The 21901-nt window shown below is 46.9% G+C and carries 19 protein-coding genes; 8 read left to right on the top strand and 11 right to left on the bottom strand.

Annotated elements, in window-relative coordinates:
• Nucleotides 1-280 (bottom strand): methyltetrahydrofolate--corrinoid methyltransferase (locus WH95_RS10975; protein ID WP_046506856.1); only part of this gene is annotated, 280 nt, incomplete at its 3' end.
• Between the two features lie 293 nt (nucleotides 281-573).
• On the opposite strand from WH95_RS10975, the gene WH95_RS10970 reads away from it, so the two are divergent.
• On the top strand, nucleotides 574-969 hold the full coding sequence (locus WH95_RS10970; protein WP_046506855.1) for a group III truncated hemoglobin: 396 nt from the start codon (nucleotides 574-576) through the stop codon (nucleotides 967-969).
• 100 nt (nucleotides 970-1069) lie between these two features.
• Here WH95_RS10970 and WH95_RS21615 read toward each other — a convergent pair whose 3' ends face one another.
• Both WH95_RS21615 and WH95_RS10960 read right to left on the bottom strand, forming a co-directional pair.
• On the bottom strand, nucleotides 1070-2764 hold the full coding sequence (locus WH95_RS21615) for a methyl-accepting chemotaxis protein (protein ID WP_082114107.1): 1695 nt from the start codon (nucleotides 2762-2764) through the stop codon (nucleotides 1070-1072).
• Nucleotides 2765-3125: 361 nt separating this feature from the next.
• Nucleotides 3126-4703 (bottom strand): sigma 54-interacting transcriptional regulator, encoded by a 1578-nt coding sequence (locus WH95_RS10960; protein WP_046506853.1) that lies wholly within the window; start codon nucleotides 4701-4703, stop codon nucleotides 3126-3128.
• A gap of 223 nt (nucleotides 4704-4926) precedes the next feature.
• Here WH95_RS10960 and WH95_RS10955 point away from each other — a divergent pair, with 223 nt between their 5' ends.
• Both WH95_RS10955 and WH95_RS10950 read left to right on the top strand, forming a co-directional pair.
• Nucleotides 4927-6159: a methionine gamma-lyase gene (locus WH95_RS10955; RefSeq protein ID WP_046506851.1), complete on the top strand. Its 1233-nt coding sequence runs from the start codon at nucleotides 4927-4929 to the stop codon at nucleotides 6157-6159.
• A 152-nt stretch (nucleotides 6160-6311) separates the two neighbouring features.
• Nucleotides 6312-7697: a tetratricopeptide repeat protein gene (locus WH95_RS10950; RefSeq protein WP_046506847.1), complete on the top strand. Its 1386-nt coding sequence runs from the start codon at nucleotides 6312-6314 to the stop codon at nucleotides 7695-7697.
• Nucleotides 7698-7749: 52 nt separating this feature from the next.
• Here WH95_RS10950 and eda read toward each other — a convergent pair whose 3' ends face one another.
• The 8 genes from eda to WH95_RS10910 form a co-directional block, all read right to left on the bottom strand.
• Nucleotides 7750-8394, bottom strand: coding sequence for a bifunctional 4-hydroxy-2-oxoglutarate aldolase/2-dehydro-3-deoxy-phosphogluconate aldolase (gene eda, locus WH95_RS10945; protein WP_052741955.1), 645 nt, complete (start codon nucleotides 8392-8394; stop codon nucleotides 7750-7752).
• 17 nt (nucleotides 8395-8411) lie between these two features.
• The gene (locus WH95_RS10940) at nucleotides 8412-9374 is read right to left on the bottom strand and encodes a sugar kinase (RefSeq protein ID WP_052741950.1); all 963 of its coding nucleotides are present in this window, start codon (nucleotides 9372-9374) and stop codon (nucleotides 8412-8414) included.
• Between the two features lie 445 nt (nucleotides 9375-9819).
• Nucleotides 9820-10614 carry an SDR family NAD(P)-dependent oxidoreductase gene (locus WH95_RS10935; RefSeq protein ID WP_046506841.1) on the bottom strand — a complete coding sequence of 265 codons (795 nt, stop codon included), beginning with the start codon at nucleotides 10612-10614 and terminating at the stop codon, nucleotides 9820-9822.
• Nucleotides 10615-10630: 16 nt separating this feature from the next.
• Nucleotides 10631-11521 (bottom strand): SMP-30/gluconolactonase/LRE family protein, encoded by an 891-nt coding sequence (locus WH95_RS10930; protein WP_052741949.1) that lies wholly within the window; start codon nucleotides 11519-11521, stop codon nucleotides 10631-10633.
• Nucleotides 11522-11535: 14 nt separating this feature from the next.
• Nucleotides 11536-12660 carry an ABC transporter ATP-binding protein gene (locus tag WH95_RS10925; RefSeq protein WP_046506839.1) on the bottom strand — a complete coding sequence of 375 codons (1125 nt, stop codon included), beginning with the start codon at nucleotides 12658-12660 and terminating at the stop codon, nucleotides 11536-11538.
• Nucleotides 12661-12674: 14 nt separating this feature from the next.
• Nucleotides 12675-13562: a carbohydrate ABC transporter permease gene (locus tag WH95_RS10920; protein WP_046506837.1), complete on the bottom strand. Its 888-nt coding sequence runs from the start codon at nucleotides 13560-13562 to the stop codon at nucleotides 12675-12677.
• A complete protein-coding gene (locus WH95_RS10915) occupies nucleotides 13555-14463 on the bottom strand; it encodes a carbohydrate ABC transporter permease (protein ID WP_046506835.1) in 909 nt (302 codons plus the stop codon). The genes WH95_RS10920 and WH95_RS10915 overlap by 8 nt, the downstream gene beginning before the upstream one ends.
• A gap of 241 nt (nucleotides 14464-14704) precedes the next feature.
• Nucleotides 14705-15967, bottom strand: a complete 1263-nt coding sequence (locus tag WH95_RS10910; RefSeq protein ID WP_204247770.1) for an ABC transporter substrate-binding protein — start codon at nucleotides 15965-15967, stop codon at nucleotides 14705-14707.
• Between the two features lie 343 nt (nucleotides 15968-16310).
• Between WH95_RS10910 and WH95_RS10905 the strand changes: the two genes are divergently transcribed.
• The 5 genes from WH95_RS10905 (at nucleotide 16311) to WH95_RS10885 (ending at nucleotide 21899) form a co-directional block, all read left to right on the top strand.
• Nucleotides 16311-17072 (top strand): response regulator, encoded by a 762-nt coding sequence (locus WH95_RS10905; protein WP_046506829.1) that lies wholly within the window; start codon nucleotides 16311-16313, stop codon nucleotides 17070-17072.
• Between the two features lie 8 nt (nucleotides 17073-17080).
• Nucleotides 17081-18556, top strand: coding sequence for a sensor histidine kinase (locus WH95_RS20600; protein WP_052741948.1), 1476 nt, complete (start codon nucleotides 17081-17083; stop codon nucleotides 18554-18556).
• 188 nt (nucleotides 18557-18744) lie between these two features.
• The gene (locus tag WH95_RS10895; RefSeq protein ID WP_052741947.1) at nucleotides 18745-20325 is read left to right on the top strand and encodes an ABC transporter substrate-binding protein; all 1581 of its coding nucleotides are present in this window, start codon (nucleotides 18745-18747) and stop codon (nucleotides 20323-20325) included.
• Entirely contained in the window at nucleotides 20315-21130 is an 816-nt protein-coding gene (locus WH95_RS10890) for an ATP-binding cassette domain-containing protein (protein ID WP_046506828.1), read from the top strand. Before WH95_RS10895 ends, WH95_RS10890 begins: the two co-directional genes overlap by 11 nt.
• Nucleotides 21123-21899, top strand: a complete 777-nt coding sequence (locus WH95_RS10885) for an ABC transporter ATP-binding protein (protein ID WP_046506824.1) — start codon at nucleotides 21123-21125, stop codon at nucleotides 21897-21899. The genes WH95_RS10890 and WH95_RS10885 overlap by 8 nt, the downstream gene beginning before the upstream one ends.
• Nucleotides 21900-21901: the final 2 nt, after the last annotated feature.

The raw sequence follows: 21901 nt of genomic DNA, 5'->3' as shown, positions 1-21901 counted from the left end.
AAAGAGGCAGATCGGTCAGGCCCTGAACCAGCTGAATGGTTTCCGCCAAAATCTTCGGCTCATCAGCCAGAGGAATACCCGCATTGACGTCGAGCATGTGCGCGCCAGCAGCAACCTGTGCCAGACAGTCGGCTTCCACACGGCTGTAGTCACCATTGGCCATTTCTTCTGCAAGCTTTTTACGGCCTGTCGGGTTGATCCGCTCACCAATAATGCAGAAAGGATCATCAAAACCAATTGCGATCTCTTTGGTCGCTGAACTAACGATCGTACGGGTCATATCGCTGCGTCTCCGGTAAAGTAGGGTATCTACCCAAAAAGTTATAAACAATAACCCCAATTATTTTCGGGGTTTTCTTATTAAATATATATAGTCAGACAAGCGTACAGACGCCTGCGCGACACTATGTAGCCCAAAAACGCTCTTAGGGCAAAAGAGGCGAAATAATTTACTTTTAAAGACGTTGTTTTCCTTTTGAATTTGGATAACATTTTGTTGCGACAATTTTGCCATTCGCATTTATAAAGATATATATTATAGTCATCTTAATGTTCGTTTATTGAGTAGATTAAATGCACCAGCCTTATACAGAGATTACAGAAGAAACCATACATGCGATGGTGCACGGTTTTTATGATCGGGTCCGAGAAGACCAATTATTAAAAGACGTATTCAATAACAGTATTGGTGATCAATGGGATCCTCACTTGGCGACCATGTGTCGGTTTTGGTCCTCGGTTTTGCTGACCTCTGGTCAGTACAAGGGTAACCCCATGATGGTTCATATGCAGGTTGATGGTATTAAACGTCATTTGTTTGATCGTTGGCTGGAACTTTTCCGGGAAACCAACTTATATTTGTTTACTCCAGAAATTGCCGATCATATTCAGGAAAAGGCAGAGCGGATTGCACAAAGCTTGATGTTAGGTATCTTTTACAAACCAGAAGATGTGAAAGTTGGCACGTAACGAACATCGTGGGAATATCTAATTATTAAGGCGAATAGAAAAGGGCTGGAAAACACCAGCCCTTTTGTCTTGTTTTTTGTACAACCTTATAACACTGGGCTTAACCGCTTCGCACCTGAGACAGGAATGCATTCAATCCATCCTGAAGGTTTATGGACTGTTGTGACAGGCTGCTAGAGGCTTTCAGGATTTCTTTTGCAGTCTCTCCTGTATCTGCGGCTGCTTGCCTAACATGCTGGATGTTACTGGAAACTTCGCGGGTACCTGCCGATGCCTGTTCCACATTTCTTGCAATTTCCTGGGTTGCGGCCCCTTGCTCTTCAACTGCGGTGGAGATGGCTTCACCGATCTCATTTACTTCGCGAATAGAATTTCCAATGGCTTCCAATGCTTTTGCTGCATCTTCCGTGACGGACTGAACATTTGAAATCTGTCCAGAGATTTCTTCCGTTGCTTTGGCTGTTTGATTGGCAAGGTTTTTTACCTCACTTGCGACAACGGCAAAGCCTTTTCCGGCTTCGCCAGCACGGGCGGCTTCGATCGTTGCGTTGAGCGCAAGAAGATTGGTTTGTTCTGCAATGCCCGTAATTAACTCAATTACTTTACCGATTTCATCCACAGAACTGACCAGAGTTCCAACAGTTTCATGCGCTCCATCTGCTTTTTTGACAGCCCCTGCAACGACTTCGGATGATCTTCCTACCTGACGATTGATTTCGCGCTCGGATGCTGAAAGCTCTTCGGCTGCGGCTGCAACAGTCTGTACATTAGAGGCTGCTTCATCTGATGCTGCCGCAACAGAAGTTGCTTGTTGCGATGTATTTTCTGCTGTTGTTGATAAAAGCTGGGCTGATGCTTCCATACCAGTTGCTGCATTACTGACCTCGCGGATGGTCGACCCAACTTGGCTTTCAAAGTCATCTGCCAGTTGATTGATCAGGTTTTTCCGCTCTCGTTCTGCCTGTTCTTCTCTCTCTTTTTGCCGAGATTCCATTTCCCGGATTTTTTGTGCGTTCTCTTTGAAGACAAGAACAGCACGGGCCATTTGACCAATTTCGTTTTTCCATTGGACAGCAGGCACGGTAATGGAAAGGTCTCCGTCCGCTAATCTGGTCATCACCGATGTGATCGCGGTGATTGGCTTGTTAAGGTGGTTTCGGCTCCACCAAAGGTTCATACCAGACATAAAAAGAAGAAAGATGAAAACAGATGTCAGGGCAAAGGTGTTAAGTCGTTCAACAAAGTTAATCGATTGGCGGACTGATTTGGTGTCCAGTTCGATGCCTTTTTGCACAGCCTCATTTAGGATGTCGATACCCTTCAGGGCAGGGGTATCATCAATTTTAACAGATGCATCAACGTCCTGTGGTGACTTTCCAGCCTTTATCAGCGATTGGGCTTTGGTCAGATTGGTTGCATAGCTGCCAATTACTGAAGAAATCATTTTAAGGGCGTCGGCTTCGGGGCCCGTCACTCCCAATTTTTGATAGTCCGACAAAGATTGTTTTGCATTTTTTATTGCCGTGTTGATCTTTTCAATGCGTTGTTCATCTTGCCTTAGGATGTAGTTTTTAAACTGATGAACCATCCCGCCAAAACCAAGGGCATGTTGAAGGTCTGTGATGACGAGCTGTTTGTTGTAATCAACCTGGCGAAAGGTATCCCAGTGATGATTAATATCTTCGTTTCCTTTGTGGCTGTAGTAGGTTGTGGCCCCGACAACGCAGACAACAATTAGCAATACTGCTGAAAAAATCATACCCAAATGTTTAATTTGGAAATTATTGATAAACATAGTGAACTCTTTCGAAAACTTATCATTTGGAAATTGGATGCGTTTATAAAGCGCATGGCACCACCATCGGGAAAAATGAAACGTAGTCTGGTTATGGGGACGTACGTTTTGGCAAGTTTTCCTGCCCGTATTATCTGGGGAAAGTGTTAATGGATGTTAAAGTTTGCGCCGAGAGAATTATTTGAAGATAATTTTTAATTTATGTTTTAATGTATATAAAACAATAAGTTATGGTAATTGATTAATTCCCGAGTAAAATAGTCGCGCTTTTCTGTCGCAGGCTGTGTCAATGAGATGCGACTGTGAACTGTGTATTGTTCTTTGATCTCTAAAGCCCAAGCTTTTTATTCGTTGTGCATTTTCAGTTTTCTTGGTGAGCCTTTGCAAAGGCTGGAATGCCATATTTTTTGAGTTTTTCTGCAACCGTTGTGTGGGAAACTTTGAGCACTGTTGCCAGCTTCCTGCTACTTGGATGAAGGGGGTAAAGGCTGGTGAAAAGGTTTTTTTCAAATGCCTCAAGCGCATCTTTATAATTGGGAATACTATCGAATGTGTTTGGGGGTGCAAAAGCCAAATCAGCCTTTTCTGAATTTGAAAGCTCTATGTCTTCAGTTGATAGTTCTGTGCCTTCGCACAATGAAACTGCTCTGAAAATTGCATTTTCCATTTGACGAATGTTGCCGGGCCATGAGTGGTTGTTAAACAATGAAAGAAGCTCGTGTGTTACCTCTGGCGGGGGACAGTTAACCTGTTTTGATGCACGGGCTATAAAGTGTCGGGTTAACAGAGGAATATCCCCTTTTCTTTGTCGCAAGGGAGGGAGGGTAATGGAAAGCACGTTGAGGCGATAAAATAGATCTTCCCTGAAGGAGCCTGTCGAAACCATATCTTCTAGATGTCGATTGGTTGCACTGACCACCCGGACATTTACTTTAATTTCCTTGGTGCCACCGACACGCCTGAAGGTGCCATCTTGCAGAAACCTAAGAAGCTTTGCCTGTAGATAGGGCGAAAGTTCGCCAATTTCATCCAGAAAAAGCGTTCCTGTATCTGCCAGTTCCAGCAAGCCGGGTTTTCCCCCTTTAACGGCAGAGGTGAACGCACCGGGGGCATAGCCAAACAATTCACTTTCCGCCAAATTTTCCGGCAAGGCTGCACAGTTTAAGGCAAGGAAAGGTTTTCTGTTGCGGCTACTGCTTTCGTGGCATGCCCGGGCAAACAGTTCTTTACCCGTTCCCGTTTCCCCCAGAATAAGCAGGGAGGCATCAACCTTTGAAAGCCGTAGGGCCTTGCCCTTGATATTCTGCATAATTTCTGTTTCGCCAAGGATGGCGTCAAAACCCCGTGTCGCCTGTCGTGTGTCCAAGGCACTAAAGGCGCGACCAAGCTGTGCTGGTCTTTGAAAGATCAGTACACTACCTGATATCTTAGTGTCTGATCTTTCTTTTGATGTAATTGGTTCAGCCCGAAGTAGATAGGTTTCTCCGCCAAAAATTGTTTCTGTTTCGGTAACGTGAAATGCGGACTCCTGAAGCGTGGAGATCAAGGGGGTGTGCAATAGGCTATCCAGCGAAGCATTACGCAATTTTGTCTCGGTTTGCTTGGTTATGGCTTGGGCAGCTTCGTTTGCCTGTGTGATAAAGCCGTTGGTATCAATTGCAATGACTGGTTCCGGCAGGCTGGATAATACGGCATGGAGTTGTAAGCGTCTTCGTTCTGTTGGCAATAGGTCGATGGCAATGACCTCGTGTATTCCCGGAACTGTTTTCACAGCAGCAGTTAGGGTATCCAACTCGGATTTTCTCAAGGCGGGGATATCCATATAGATGAAGTGTGTTGTTACCTCCATATTACGGATATCAAGCCCGGATTTAACCAGAACATTCAAAACGTCATAGGTGATACCTAGGCGATTATCGCCTTTTAACTGAACGCGCATGTAAAATTTTCCTTACGTAAGAAATTACTTACAGCATATATTTGTTAAAAAATCAAAGATTATAAGGAAACAGAAGGTTAGTTTATAAATAGGTGTAAGAAAATTCTTACGATCAAAGAGTGTGTGAATGGCTAACCATTTGAAATAAAACAACTTTATTTGTTGGCACGACTGTTGCTGTAGCAGAGGGAGAATAAATGCTTCATTCTGGGAGAAGAAACAAATGTCTGATGTCACTGGTAAAAAAGGTTTTGCCACCCGTGCAATTCACCACGCCTATAACCCCTTGGATCACCAGGGGGCATTGAACCCACCGGTTTACATGACATCAACTTTTGCCTTTGATAGCGCTGCGCAAGGTGGTCGTCGTTTTGCAGAAGAAGAAGGCGGGTATATCTACAGCCGTATTTCTAACCCGACACTTGCCTTGTTGGAAGAACGTATGGCTATCCTCGAGGGGGGAGAGGCCGCACTGGTGACTTCTTCTGGTATGGGGGCGATTACATCCGTCTTCTGGACACTTGTGAAACCCGGTGATGAGATCATTGTGGATCGTACACTTTACGGCTGTACCTTCACGTTCTTTAATCATGGTCTTGAACGTTTTGGCGTTAAAGTTCGTCATGTTGATCTGACTGATCCAGAAAAGCTGGCCGATGAAATCAACGACAAAACCCGTGTTGTGTATTTTGAAACACCAGCCAACCCCAATATGCGTGTGGTGGATATCGAAGCTATCTCAAAAGTGGCCCACAGCAAGAATGCCACTGTTGTTGTCGATAACACCTATTGCAGCCCCTATCTGCAACGCCCATTGGAACTTGGGGCAGATCTGGTTGTTCACTCTGCAACGAAGTATCTTGGGGGTCATGGGGATCTGACGGCTGGTGCTATTGTTGGTTCTGCTGAACTTATGCATGATATTCGCCTGATTGGTCTAAAAGACATGACAGGTGCCGTTCTTTCTCCACAGGATGCACAGCTTATCCTGCGCGGTTTGAAAACTCTGAACCTGCGCATGGATCGCCATTGTAAAACGGCGCAAACAGTTGCGAAATATCTTGAAAACCACAAGCTGGTCAGCAAGGTTTATTATCCCGGCCTTGAAAGCTTTGAACAGCATGCGGTTGCCAAGAAACAGATGTCTGACTTTGGCGGTATGATCGCACTGGAACTCAAAGGCGGTCTGGATATGGGACAGAAAATGATTGATGCCTGTCAGATGATTGTGCGCGCCGTGAGCCTTGGGGATGCCGAGACACTTATTCAGCATCCGGCAACCATGACCCATTCTACCTACACAGAAGAAGAGCGCCTGAAATACGATATTACCGATAGCCTTGTTCGTTTGTCCGTTGGCCTAGAAGAAGAAGAAGATATTTTGGCGGATCTGGATCAGGCGCTGGAAATTGCCGGGGGTGGTCGTAACGTAAGTGTTATGCCCAAAAGCGCATAGTAAATAGTAAGCTGGGACTTCTTTGATACTGAAAGAGAAGTCCCGGTAATAGTCCGATAATGGAAAGTCCGGTAATTCTGACCCGAAGCATTCATAAAGCTATTAATAATAAGCCTTTGAGACAGATGAATAAATAGACGGAGAGATTGTTCGTGAGCTTAAAAGATATTCGTGGTGTTCCTGTTTCCTATTCAGATCAGAAAGCAATTGATGCCATGGAGGATGCACACATTTGTGCGATGTCTTTTTATGGCGATCCCATCGGTCGAATTGACAAGGTTCTTTCAGAACATCCCGACTTTATCATGGGGCATTGCTTCAAAGCTGCCTGGCTGACGCAAACACTTGAAACCCGTATCTACAAAAGAATGGTCGCTGCGTTGAGCGCAGCCGAAGCCCTTTGGGACAAGGCCAATGATCGGGAAAAGGGGCATATCAAGGCTGTAAAAGCGTGGGTTGAAGGCGATTTTTACGGGGCAGTTCAGCAATGGGAAGCTGTTTTAACCAGTTACCCTTATGACCTTCTTGCCCTTCAGTTGATTCATCTTACAGATGTTTTATTAGGTGATGTCGCGGGACAACGAGATTGTGTCGCCCGGGTCTTTGCCCTGTGGGACGAAGATATGCCGGGCTATGAATTTGTCCTCGGCTTCTATTCATTTGGTCTGGAAGAAAATTCTGATTACCTACAGGCCGAAGAAATGGGGCGCATGTCACTCGCAATCCGGCCAGATAATCCCTATGCGGTTCACGCTGTTTCCCATGTGATGGAAATGCAGGGACGACAGGCCGGTGGTATCAGCTTTATGCGTGACCGCGCACCAAGCTGGTCCAAAAGCCATTTTGCCAATCATCTCTGGTGGCATCTGTCACTGTTTCATCTTGATATCGGTCAGATAGATCGTGTTTTTGATGTTTATGACAATAACCTGCGAACACCACATCAAACGGTCGATAAGTATGAAGAGCTTGATGCAGCTGCCTTGTTGTGGCGTCTAAAGTTGCTAGGCGTTGATGTTGGTGACCGTTGGGCATCGCTAGCGGATAAGTGGGAACCCAGTGCTTCGGACACGCTTTATGCCTTTAATGATGTCCATGCCATGATGACCTTTGTTTCTGACGGACGCACCGAGGCCGCGCAAAAGCTTCTCACGGCCAATGAACGCTACATTGATCATGCAACTGATGCCAATACAGCCATGAGCCGGGAAGTGGGGCTTCCCTTCTGTTTGGCATTACAAGACTTTGAGAAGGAAAACTATAACAGCTGTGTTGATCGTCTGTTAGCTGTGCGCTATCGGACCCATCGTCTGGGCGGAAGCCATGCACAGCGGGATATTATTGGCTGGACTCTTCTGGAAGCAGCCTTGAGATCCAAGCGTTACGACCTTGCACTGGCATTGGCGAACGAACGCTGTGCACTGAAAACCACGTCCGTTCAAAACTGGAACTATGTTGCCCGCGCCCACAAGGGCCTTGGAGACATTACTAAAGCAGATAAAGCCGCGGCAAGAGCACAGTCATTGATGGCGGGGTAAGTGTTTTTGTTATCCCGAATATAAAGATGTCCTGGAATTAACAAACCGCGGATTAACGAACCGCGGCGTAACTTTCTTGCACAATCTTTGCAATCGCAGCCCAGTTCTTTTCGGCGACCAGTTCTTTCGGGGCAAGCCAGCTGCCGCCGACGCAGATCACGTTGGGCTGTGTCAGATAATCCTGAACGTTTGCGGTTGAAACGCCACCTGTCGGGCAAAAGCGAACATCTGAAATGGGCGAGCTCAGTGATTTAAGCATTTCAATGCCCCCTGATGCTCCGGCGGGAAAGAGCTTTTGAATTTTAAATCCAAGCTCGCGTAGTTCCAGAACCTCAGACGGAGTTGTCGCGGCAGGTACATAGGCAAAATCAGCATCAATGGCGGCCTGGGCAAGCTTCTTTGTTGTGCCGGGGCTTAGGGCGTAACGTGCACCTGCATCTTTGACCTGTTGGAACTGTTCACATTCCAACAGCGTTCCCGCACCCAACGTTAATTCTGGCAAACGTGTCGCGATCTTTTCCATCGCGGCAAGGGCGGCATCACTTCGCAGGGTAACCTCGACTGAGTTACAACCACCTGCCAACAAAGCCTCAGCTAGTGGAATGGCATCTTCTTCTCGTTCAATGACCAGAACGGGTAATATAACAGCCTGTTCAAGTGTTGTGCTTAGGAAGCTTTGATGTTGCTTGTCTGTCATAGCCATAATCGTTGAACCTAAAATGTTGGGGGTGTTACAGGGACAATAGCCCCAGTCTGGGCAATGACCTGTTTGGCCAGATTTGCCCCGGCTTTCACCGCTGTGGGAGTATCCTGTTCAGATAGTCGCGCGTATAGATACCCGGCATTAAAGCTGTCCCCGGCAGAGGTTGTGTCTTTCACATCAGTCGCTGGAACAATCGCATGCTTCTCAGTTTGACCATGGCTGTGAACATAAACCTTTTCCGCGCCGTTCTTTAACACAACTTCTTTCGCACCGAGTTTTGTGATGCGGTCGATAGCTTCTTGCGGGGAATTGACTTTAAAGAGCAGCGTTTCGTCATCATAGGAGGGGAGGGCCAGATCACAAATTGCGTAGGCTCTGTCAATAATAGATCTTGCTTCGTCTTCACTAGCCCAAAGGCGAGGGCGGTAATTGATATCAAAGGCAATTTTTCCACCTTGCGCCCGAAAGGCTTGGCAGAATTCGAAAAATGCTTCTCTGCCTTTTGGGTAAAGAATGGCAAGTGTAATGCCGGAAAAATAGAGCCAGTCTTTTTTCATAAGTTCGGCCTTCAGCGTTTCACTCTGTGGCGTTTGGAAAAGCTGTCGAGCAGGTGCTTCTGACCGCCAATAGAGAAAGCTGCGCTCCCCATTTTCATCTGTCTGTATGGCATAGAGGCCGGGCACGGCACCGGGGATTTTCTCTATTAAATCTGTATTGACGCCAGCATTTGAAAAAGTCGAGATCATGTCTGCGCTAATAGTATCATCGCCCAATGCAGTGACATAGTTGACGTCAATCGCTGATTTTGCACATTGGGCAAGATAATAGGCCGTGTTGTAGGTGTCTCCACCGTATCGCTTTTGATAGAGTTCGCGCTGATTTCCAGATACTTCCGTCCCTGAAGCACTCGCCCCAGATATATCTGCCCGGGACAGTTCGATCATACACTCGCCAATAATACCAATTGAGGTCACGTTTATATTCCTGATTAAGCCGAACTTGATAGAAACGGGATACTTAGTTGAGGCCTTATATAAAGTAGAACTCGCTCTATGACTAGCGGTGTGTCCAAAAAAATATTCTTATGTCTGTTATAGTGGATTAGTGCGAGTGTCTCGGTAAGCCTTTTTCATTCACGACCCGCAAGTGGAGTGTTGCAGGTTCCTTACAGATTCTAGTGGATAATTGCCCAACCATGGAGCGATAAATCTCTTGCCAGGGTGTTTGACTATCTAGTTCGTGATCGCTGATGACCATGTCCACCTGTCGTGTATTCAGATCAACCCGGACTTCATCGCCACTTTTTACTTCTCAGTTCTGCGGGGGTGATCCGTTGTTGTGTCATCGTGTTCTCTTCATTAAACCGGAATGCTTTATGGGACTCTGTTTGGGCAAAATTAGGTCAGCAGAAAGCCATTACTATTGTCCGCTGGTAACGCGATTACGCCCGATAAGTGGATATTGCTCGACTTCAAAAACGGTACCACTGACGGGTACTGATTTATCAGACAGCCAGAATACCACATGATTGGCAACCTGTTCAGGGCGCAGGATTGTGCCTGAAGGGGCTGACAGAGGTGATACATTGTCCAGCCAGTTTTCCGGGTTCCCTTCTGCGAGTTGAAGCTGGTGTTCATTTTCGGTGAAGGTCCACCCAACATTGATTTGATTGACACGAATTTTTTCCGGGCCTAGAGCGTCCCCGAGATTTCTTGTCAGTGTCTGAAGGCCGCCTTTGGATGTTGAATAAATCAAAAGGTCCGGTTGTCCGCAGTGAGCGTTTATGGATCCGATATTAACCACACTTGCCGATCCATTTTTCCGAAAGCTCTGCATCGCGGCCTGAATGGTTAGCATAGGTGCGCGCAAGTTGATTGACATGACTTGATCAAAGTCTTCGGAGGACGCGGTATCAATGTTATGGCGTGGTGAGATACCGGCGTTGTTAACCAGGCCATGAAGGTTACCGAACTTTTCGACGGCTGCTGCAATCAGTTTCTCGGGAAATGTGGGGTCAGCTATGTCACCGGCAAGTCCGGCTACGCGCTCAGCACCAAAATCTTTCCTTAACTCGGATATAGCCTGTTGGACCAAATGATCACGTCGTCCGTGCAAGAAAACCTTGGCCCCTTCTTTAAGAGCTTCTTCTGCGATGACACGGCCAATGCCGCTACTGGATCCGGTTATAAGAATATTTTTATTATTCAACAGCATAATAGATAGCTTTAAATTAGTTTATAATGGTTTTTTCCGGTAATCCGGCAACGTGTAAATCCAACTTAAACAAGGCGCCAGCATCTGGATTTTCGACAAGTTCCTGAGGGGATAGTCTGGTCGAGGCAGAGGTCACAAACAGTGTTTTCAAGTCTTCCCCTCCAAAGCAAAGTGACGTGGGGCGTTGCACGGGCATGTCAATTTTTTGATCAATGGTACCGTCGGGGCGATAGCGTGTAATTGCCCAGCCATCCCACTGCGCATTCCAAAGACAGCCTTCGCTATCAACCGTCATTCCATCGGGGTATCCATCTTTGCCTGATAGCTGAACAAAAACTTCCGGTTCAGTGATCATCCCGTCTTTGGGGTTATAGCTTGCGGTCATGATTCTTTGTGATGGCGAGTCCGCAAAATAAATCCTGTCACCTTCGGGACTGAAAGCCGGGCCATTAAACACGATAAACTTTTGTTCCAACGGCGTAATGTGACCAGATTGGTACCGCCAGCATCCTGCAACTGGATCACTCTCTTTAAGGTGTTTCGCGCCAAAGACAAAGTTTCCCGATCTGTCGGCTTTCCCATCGTTCATCAGGCAGTCAGCACCGCTTAATTCAGATGCTATTGCTGTGACAAGACTTTGTTCAGGTTCAATATGGAAAAGCCCCTGACCCAGAGCAGCGACCAGTCCGCCGTCATGCCACAGGGCAATGGACCCGGCGGGGGCAGGAAGATCTATCGATGAATAGTCTGACCCATCCTCTTTTTGTCGATAGAGTTTGCAGTTCTCGATATCAACCCAATAAAGGAATTTGGTACGATAGTCCCAAAGAGGGGACTCACCCAACAGGGCAGGTCCCTCCCATATTTTTCTTGGTAAAACCTTTTGGGGTGTCATGTTTACTGTCATGTCCAGGCTTTGTTTTAGATACGAAGTTCGGTTTTGGGGTCAAAGAGACTGGCTTTGCCCATATCGACCATAAACGCCATTGTTTCCCCCGGTGCTGTGGTATTGTAGGGGTTAACACGTGCGATAACTTCGCGTCCGCCGAGTTCGATATAGGTTAGCGTATCTGCACCCGTAGGTTCCAATACTTCCACCTGACAGTCAAATGCCTGTAACCCTTTGTTCAAAGATATTTCTGCATCTGAGCGATGGGTTAGCGTTTCCGGCCTGATCCCGAGAACGACATCACGCCCCACCCAGTCGCCGATGTCCTGTCGATCATCAGGCAGGGCGAGGAAAACAGAACTTCTGTTCCCATTGGCTGTTCGTTCTATCGAAACACCGAGCTTGCCATCTTCACTGACGACGGCAGCCGGAACGAAGTTCATCGGCGGTGAGCCAACGAAGCCTGCGACGTACATATTTGCCGGTTTTTCGTAAACTTCCTGTGGGCTTGCAAACTGTTGTACTTCGCCAGCGCGCAGAATGGCGATGCGGCTGGCAAGGGTCATGGCCTCAATCTGGTCATGGGTCACATAGACCATGGTTGTGCCGAGACGCTGGTGCAACTTCTTGATTTCTGTGCGCATTTCCACGCGAAGTTTGGCGTCCAGGTTTGACAGTGGTTCGTCGAACAGGAATATTTCAGGGTCACGTACAAGGGCGCGCCCCATAGCAACCCGCTGTCGCTGTCCACCGGAAAGCTGTGCTGGTTTCCGGTCACTCAGATGGTCGATTTGCAACATGCGCGCGGCTTCCTCAACCCGCTTTTCGCGTTCTTCTTTGGTGACTTTGCGCATTTCCAGACCAAAGCCGATGTTTCGGGCAACGGACATGTTGGGATAAAGCGCATAGCTTTGGAAAACCATCGCGATGTCACGGTCTTTAGGATGCACATCGTTTACGACATTTTGATCAATCAGGATCTCACCATCTGTAATGGTGTCCAACCCTGCGATCATATTTAGCAGTGTTGATTTTCCACAACCGGATGGGCCGAGAAGCACCAGAAATTCACCATCTTCAAGATCAAGGTCAATACCCTTTAGAACCTCGATAGCGCCATATGATTTTTTGACATTTTGAATGGATAGGGATGCCATGAGTATTTTTCTCCTTACCCTTTAACTGAGCCAGCGGTTAGACCGCGTACGAAGTAACGACCTGCCAAGACATATACGACGAGTGTTGGTGCTGCTGTGATCAGTGCAGCGGCCATGTCCACATTGTATCGTTTGACGCCAGTTGTTGTGTTTACAAGGTTGTTGAGTGCGACAGTTACGGGTTGTCCGCCACCTGTGGTGAAGGATGCGCCAAACAGGAAATCATTCCAGATTTGGGTGAACTGCCAGATAATGGTGACGACGATGATCGGTGGTGATAATGGCAACATGATGCGCCAGAAAATCATAAAGAAACCTGCCCCATCAATTGTTGCGGCTTTGATCAGATCGTCTGGAATATTGACGTAGTAATTTCTGAAAAAAAGTACGGTGAAGGGGAGGCCATAGACTATATGGACCAAAACCAATCCCGGTACTGTATTGGCAATTCTTAGATAGCCCAAAGACTGTGCCATGGGGAGCAAGACCACCTGAAAGGGGATAAAACAGCCAAACAGGATCATTGCAAAAATCAGGTTTGCTCCCTTGAACTTGAACTTGGTGAGTGCGTAGCCCGTCAAGGCCCCCAGAAGGGTCGAGATCAAGACCGCGGGTATGGTCATGGCCACAGAGTTCCAGAAGTAGGGCTTGAGGCCGGTGCAACTGACGCCGATACAGGCTTCATTCCAGGCATAACCCCAGGCATCAAAATTTATCTCTGTTGGCAAGGACAGCAAGGTGCCGTTACGGATCTCGTCGAGATCTTTCAATGAGGTCGAAAGAACAACAATCAGCGGCAGAATATAATAGGCTGCAAAAATCAATAGCAGGGTATAGAGACCAAACCTTGCGGCAGATTGCCATGGGCTTTGTCCACCCGGGAGTGCAGAAAGATCAGCCATTTTTCTTCTCCCTTAGTTCGGAATAGAGATAAGGGATAACAATGGCCATCACCGTTGCCAGCATCATCATGGCTGATGCTGCACCAAGCCCGATCTGGTTACGTCGGAACGTCATTTCATACATAAAGTTGGCTGGCATGATGGTACTATATCCGGGACCGCCGCCCGTCAGCGCGACAACAAGGTCAAAGCTTTTTACTGCCATGTGTGTGAGGATAAAAAAGCAGCTCAGGAATACCGGGCGTAAAGTCGGCAAAATAATGACCAGATAAATGCGTGATAGCGAAGCTCCATCCAGATAGGCAGCTTTGATTATTTCGCTATCAACGCCCCGTAACGCGGCAAGGAAGAGTGCCATGACAAAGCCGGATGACTGCCAGACAGCTGCAATGACAAGGGTGTAAACGGCCATTTCGCTGTTGATTAGCCAGTCAAAAGAGAAACTTTCCCATCCCCACGACTGAACCAGTTTCTGAATACCAAGACCGGGGTTCAATATCCATTTCCAGGCGGTACCCGTGATGATAAAGGAAATTGCCATGGGATAGAGGTAAACAGTTCGCAGGGCACCTTCGGCACGGACTTTTTGGTCCAGTGCAATGGCCAGCAAACACCCGAGAACAATGGCGATGACGATAAACAAGCTGCCAAAAACAAGCAGGTTCTCCATCGCAACATTCCAGGGCGTCATTTTCCAGAGGCGGATGTACTGGTAAAATCCTTCGAATGAATAGGTCGGCAGCATCTTGGACTTTGTGAAAGATACATATCCCGTCCAGGCAATAAAGCCATAAACAAAGAAAATGATCAGACCAAACGTCGGGGCCACAACCAATTTAGCTACATTCCGGCGGAACCAATCACTGAGTGGTTTGGGGGCTGGTATGGATTTTTGAGTCATGAGGCTCATCATTTATTCGGGAGCATAGGACAAGCGAAATCAAATAAGTGACGTTGCTTAATTTAATCAATGCTCTATTTCAATTGGACAAAGCTTATCCCGTTGCTGGTATCGCAGACTATTGCTCAACAAAAAGAGGATGGCTTTGAATCATACTTGTGTTCAGCATGCTTGCATAAAACATGAAAGAGGACGGTGTATCCATAGGGATGGCCAGATAAATACACCGTCCTTTTGGATGTTATTCAGCCAGTTCAACTGCCTCGGCAAGGCGCTCAACCGCAACATCTGATGTCATGTCAGAATTGAAATGTTCTGTAACCACATCCAGAATTGCGCCACGAACTGCGCCCGCTGCTGCGATTTCATGGGCCATAGAACCAACCAGCGCACCGCTTTCGGATGCAGATTGTAGATCGACCATGGACTTCACAGCGCACTCGTCAAACTTTTCTGTGGATACACCCATTCTTGCCGGAATTGAGCCTTTATAGAGGTTAAAGGTTTCCTGAAACTTTTCGCCCAGGATCAAACGTGCAAGTAACTGTTGCCCTGCTTTGTCATCGTCGCTTGTGACATTGAACATGGCAAAGCTGTCAGAGTTGAGAATGTATCCGCCTTTGGATGGTGTGGGGACACAGAGGAAGTCTTTGCCCGGCACTTTACCAGCAGCGAGGAATTCGCCCTTTGCCCAGTCACCCATGATCTGCATGGCGGCTTCGCCGCGCATGACCATGCTTGTTGCCAGGTTCCAGTCGCGCCCGGAAAAGTCAGCATCGACATAACCGCGCATTTTACGCATCTGATCAAAGACTTTTTTCATGGTGTCAGACTTGAGCGTCGCGGGGTCTTTTTCCACAAAGGCTTTGTTGAAAAACTCAGCGCCACCCATTCCCAGTACGACAGTTTCAAATACAGTGCCGTCCTGCCATGGCTGACCACCATGAGCCAGTGGTGTAATGCCGGCGGCCTGAAGTTTGTCTGCCAGTACGTTGAATTCTTCCCAGGTACGAGGAGGTTCGCCACCGACTTTGGCAAGTGATTCCGGGTTTGCCCAAATCCAGTCAACGCGGTGAATATTCACAGGAACAGCAACATATTTGCCGTCGTGTTTTACGATATCCTGTAACAGGGGCGGCAGAACGTTATCCCAACCTTCTTCTTCGCCTAGTTTGGTCAAGTCGCCCAAAGCATCCGCTTCGGCCCATTCCTGGATACTCAAGCCTTTAATTTGAACGGCAGCAGGCGGATTACCGGAAAGAACGCGCGAGCGAAGGACTGCTGCCTGTGCATCACCGCCGCCGCCGGCAACTGGTGCATCAACCCATTTCCCGCCATTTGCTTCAAAGTCTTCTTTTAGTGCTTTAACTGCTTTCGCTTCACTGCCTGATGTCCAGTAGTGCAGAACTTCTGCTGTTGGTTCTGCCTGTGCCGAGATAGCGCCCAGTGCGATAGAGCTTACCAGTGCTGTCGTAAGTGCGAGTTTTTGAGTAAAAGATTTCATTCCCATTTTCCTCCCCGTGTGAAATGGACCACCCTTGTGGAGTGTGCCAAATCTGATTGTGGTCAAAAGTAATGTTGATCCAAAGTAATGTTGATCCAAACTAATGTTGATCCAAAGTAATGTTGACAAAGAACCAGTGAGCATCCCATAGATTATAGTTAGCAGTTCAGAAAACTCGGGTTCCGATAGCCCTAGTAAAAACCTATCGTGTGTAACTTGCGACTATTTTAAGGTAACAGAAGATTGCAGATCATTCGCTTCGTTACAAACCGTTACAATAGGGGCGCAAAGTATTTTGTTTTTAAGGGCTTATTGCGTTTGCGAAAAAAAGACAGGTGAGTGAATGGAAAAGGCCAAACATCTACTGATTGTCGATGATGATGAAGAGATAAGAGATCTGTTAACCGGGTTTCTCACTCAGCGTGGCTTCAGAGTCTCTGAGGCCGGGTCGGGTGATGAGATGCGACGGGAATTGAATAAGTGGTCCATCGATTTGATCATTCTTGATATCATGCTACCCGGCGAAGATGGTCTAAGCCTCTGTCGTTCCGTTCGCGAAAAATCGGACGTCCCTATCATTATGCTCACGGCTGTCACTGGGGATGCCGACCGCATTGTTGGGTTGGAAGTCGGGGCGGATGACTATTTGGAAAAACCCTTTAACCCCCGAGAGCTTTTGGCCCGGATGAAAGCAATTTTCCGCCGCGTGTCGGGGGCAGGATCAGATGATAATGCTGATGATCTCGCGGTTACTGCTAATCGGACGTTCAGGTTTTCAGGCTGGCAGGTGCACGAGGGAAAACGTGAGATACGTTCGCCTGACAAGTTTGTTGTTCATCTGTCATCTGGCGAATTTGCGCTTCTTATTGCCTTTTTAGAACAACCGCAAAAGGTTTTAACTCGCGATGATTTGATTAATGCGACCAGAGGCGTCGAGGCGATTGCTTTTGACCGAAGCATTGATATTCAGGTCAGCCGTTTGCGTAAAAAGCTCGAAAGTGATGCTGACAGGCCAAAGCTGATCAAAACTGTGCGGGGGCAGGGATATATTTTCGCTGAAAAGGTTACCGTTAACACCGTTTCGCCAGTTTTAAGCCGGTCGTAATCGCTGATATGTTCGTGCGCATTTTTGAAAAATATCTTCCGTCAAGAATACGTCCCAGAATACTTCTGTTTGGCTTCTTGTGTGGTTTTCTTGCCGCCAGTTTTGCCTCTGTCGGGGTTGGGGCGATCATTAATCGCAGAGCCGAAATTGCTGAAACGACATGGATCGGACCTGTTATTGCCCGTGTATACGAAGATATCTCCCGTATGCCGCTGGAACGCAGGCTTTTATCGGTTGAAAATTTTAATCGCGCGGATGCTGTTCAATTTACTTTGATTAAAGAAGATGAACTCGATGAGGCCCAATCGCTGGAAAACTACTTTCTGCTTAACACCAATTCACAGTATGGACCAAACCCCCGTATTTATCTTGATCTTCTGGACCGTATTCCCCGCCAGAAAATTCTGAAATCCGATTATCCCCCCGAAGATTTAACAGCTAAGTTGACCTTTCTTGTTTCTGCTATTGCACGACACGACAGCAGAGCAAGGCTTGTGATTGCCTTTAGCAATGGCGAGAGGTTGGTTGTTTCAAGCCCTAAATACTGGAAAGCGCGTATTACTGAAATCCAGTGGCTATTGATTTGCTTGGCTGGGATGGCTTTTTCCGGCGTATTTTATGCCGTGGGAACCCGGGCATTGCTTCGGCCATTCAAGATATTAAGCGAGAGCAGTGATGATCTGGATGGTGTGCGTGTTACTGCCCTTTGGTCTGACGAGGCAAAAGGTATTGCGCACAGTCTTTCTGCAGAACAGAAGGAAAAAGCCGAAGTTCTGGACGAGAGAACGCGTATGCTAACGGCAATTTCTCATGATTTGAGAACCCCTGCTACAAGATTGCGATTGCGTGCGGAATACATTGAGGACGACAACCTGCGAAACAAAATTTTGGCGGACCTGGACCTTATGCTTGGTATGACAAGGGATGCCATTGATTTCCTCAAAGGGGGGCTGGAAAGAGAAGACGAAGAATACTTTGAAATCGTATCGCTGGTTCAAAGCATATGTGATGATTTTTCTGATGTTGGCATGCCGGTTACCTTTATGCCGATACAGTATCCAACGTTAAGAACACAGGGAACCGTCTTTAGCTCTCATCAAAAATCAGTGCCTTTGGATGGTATGCTCAAGGGAAATATGAAGGGTCGCCCAAAGGCTTTGCAGCGCGCCATTACCAACCTTGTCGCCAATGCGGTTAAATACGGGTTTCAGGCAAAGGTCAGTCTAACCATCGAACCCGGACGTGTGTTAATCGAAGTTATGGATAAAGGACCCGGTATTCCAGAAGATGAGATGGAAAATGTCCTCAAGCCTTTCTATCGTCTTGAAAAATCCCGAAACAGAGAGACTGGCGGTAGTGGCCTTGGGTTGAGTATTGTCAATAGCGTCATTCAGGCCCATCAGGGACAGTTTGATTTGATCAATCTGCCTGTTCAGGGATTAAATGCGACGGTTGAAATCCCTCGTTCGATTGAGGTGTTGTAATTTCAATGTACTGTATTTCTTGAATTCTATTATTAAAGACCCTCCTTATTTCTAGTTGATCTAAGTTAGGAGTGCGTCGCATTATCTTTTGTTCTTGTTATGTTATAACGTAATGTGTATGTTGCGCGTTTGAAGACTCGAATTGATGTTTTCACAGACTCTCTTCATTGCTCATAGGCTTTCAAGTTATGAAAAAAAGATCATTACGGGCTGCATTGGCGTCCGGACTTATTGCGTTCACCGCGGGGGTGGTTGGTCCTGCCTCTATTCAATTTGCGTATTCTCAGGAAAAAGTAAAAACAGAAAAAGTACTGACGATTGCTGTGCCTTTTGGTCCCAAAAGTTCTGTTCCAGATCCAAGAGCACGTCAAAATGGCTGGTTGAGCAACAGGGCGGGCGTGTCTGAAACGTTGGTTGGTCTGGATTACCAGATGAAAATGTTTCCGCGTCTTGCAGAGAGCTACCGTAATGTTAGCCCAACACAATGGGAGTTTACATTACGGGAAAATGTTAAATTCCATGATGGCAGCGACTTAACCGCACAACAGGTTAAGGATTCATTTCTGAAGTTGAATGATAAAGATCATTCTGCGTATAATCCTCGTTTAATTAAGTTGCTGAATATAAAAGAGATTTCTGTTAAAGACGACCGAACGCTGGTTTTTGAAACCAACGAACCTAATTCAGCCTTTATCTGGTCTTTGACCGAACCAACAGCATCGGTGATTAAAGAAGGCACAGATAAGCTTCCTATCATTGGTACAGGCCCCTTTGTTTTTGTGTCGGCTGAAGCAGAGAAAAACTATCACACCAAGGCGTTTGCCGATTATTGGGGCGGTAAGCCAAAACTTGACGGTATCGTAATGGATGCGATTTCTGATGCATCTGTTGCCGCACTTGCCCTGAAAGCTGGTGATGTGGATCTTGTTACCAATTATTCCGAACCAGATTTCGCAGCGTTGGAAAAAAGCAATCAAGGCCAACGTTTCGAAGGGGCAACAACACGATTGTTTTTCTATCAGGCCAGGACCGCAGACGGCCCCCTAGCCAATAAAGAGCTAAGGCAGGCTATCTCTTTGGGTTTGGATCGCGATTTGATCGTTGAGGCTGCTTTGGCTGGTGTAGGCGGTGACCCCGCTCATTCGATTTTTCCTGTGACAATGGAATCCTGGGTGAACCAAGCTTTGGAAGCATCTTATGATAGAGACAAAGCCCTTGAAATTCTGGATAACGCAGGATTGAAAGATACCAATGACGATGGTATTCGCGAAATTGATGGTGAAAACATCGTTCTGAAATTGCGTTCCTACGAGGGGCGACCAGCCCTTAAACCAACCCTTGAGGTGACACAGGCACTTCTAAGCAAGCTGGGCCTGAAAGTTGAAATTTCCATGGGGGAATACCAGGCAAATAATGACGCGCTAAAGTTGGGTGAAATTCATATGCACCTTCAGGCATGGGGAACTGCACCACAGGGTGACCCAGACTATTTCCCATCAACCTTGTTGGATTCCGAAGCCGGGTACAACTTTTCAGGTTATAATAACCCAAAACTTGATGCCTTGTTGGAAAAGGGGCGTGGTGAGTTTGATCCTGTAAAGCGCAAGGTTATCTATGATGAGATTCAGGAAATCATTGCCGAGGATCTTCCCCTGATCCCTGTGTTCCACAAAACGCAGGTTTCTGTCGGAAATGGCAAGGTCAAGGGATATAGAATTCACCCTGCCGAGACCTATCTGGCTTCTCCGGAGCTGGACATTGAAGGGTAAAAAGACGTCCCCTCTTGTTGAGTTATCAGGCCTGACCGTCACCTATGGCGGTCAGGTTTTGATCGACAGTATTGATCTGGATGTAATCGCAGGTGAAACCCTTGCCATTGTTGGGGAATCTGGCGCGGGGAAAACCACTCTGCTGAGGAGCTTGTTGGGGGTTACAAACTCTGATTTTGATGTCTCGGGTTGTCTTGTGTTTGAAGGCCAGCAACAGGATCTTTCATGTTATGAGGCGGATGGGTCTTTGGTTAAAAGTTCCATTGCCTATGTCCCTCAAAATCCCAGTGTCGGTTTGGACCCACTCAAACGTTTGAAATGGCAATGGGGACAAGCAAAAAGAGGGGCAAAAGCCTTAAAAGGATTTTTGTCTCATAAAGAACAAGGGGCAGAGGAGGAAAAAGCCTTTGCCGACAACATATTATCCCAGCTAAAGCTAAAGGCCTTTGATAACAAATATCCCCATCAATGGAGCCGGGGGATGCAGCAACGGCTTCTGTTGGCTTTTGCTCTGATCGCAAAGCCAAAAATCATTATACTGGATGAGCCGACCTCTGCGCTGGATCCAATAGTTGCGGCAAAGGCCCTGGTCGAAGTAACAAGGGTGGCTAAAGAGAATAATATCTCTGTACTGATGGTGACCCATGACTTGGCATTGGCAACTCAGTTTGCTGATCGTGTTGCCGTATTATCCAAGGGAAAGTTAATAGAGGTGGGAACGACGGATGAAATCCTGACCTCGCCTTCACATCCCTATACGTTAAATTTGGTTAAGCATCGTCATTGGGGGCATGCCTATGCTTGAAGTAAATAACTTGTCGCTACAGATGCAAAATCAAAATCTTCTTGAGGATATCAATTTTACCCTCAATCGCGGAGAAACGCTTTGTATCATAGGCGAAAGTGGATCGGGTAAAACCACATTGTTGCGATCTCTTCTGGGGTTGATGCCTCTGTCTCTGGGAAGTGTTCGCCTCAATGGACAGGTTTATCAAAGTCCAGAAAAGACACAAACTGGTTTGCCGTCAACCCAGATGGTTATGCAGGATCCGATAGCCGCCTTAAATCCACGCCAGAAAATTAAGCTATCTATTGCTGAAAGTCTTTATAGGTCGTCTCTAAAGGCATCAGAGCTGGATCAAGCTATCAAGCAAGCCTTGAAAGATGTGGAATTACCCGAAGAGATCGAAAACAGATACCCGTCACAGATATCGCTGGGACAAGCCCAACGTGTTTGTATCGCCAGAGCGATTGTTGCCAAGCCCGATATCCTGTTTTTTGATGAACCGCTCAGCGCGTTGGATGCCATTATTCAAAAACAGATAGCTCATCTTTTGGATAGATTAAAAAAACAAAATGAATTGAGCTATATTTTTATTACCCATGATTTGGGGTTTGCACGACATTATGCAGATAAAATCTTGCTCCTTAATCACGGAAAAGTCGAAGAATACCAAGATGTAAGTCTGTTTTTCAAAGGGCCTGAAAGTGCGTATGGGCAAGAACTTTTGAAAGCGGCTTATATTTTGGGATCATTACCGCAAAAGAAAACCAAAGAAAATCGGGCGGCATGACG

It is taken from the genome of Kiloniella litopenaei, from assembly GCF_000982415.1.
Taxonomy (GTDB): Bacteria; Pseudomonadota; Alphaproteobacteria; order Kiloniellales; family Kiloniellaceae; genus Kiloniella; species Kiloniella litopenaei.
The sequence above is the reverse complement of the archived record's forward strand: the minus strand, read 5'-3'. Positions and strand labels throughout refer to the sequence as shown.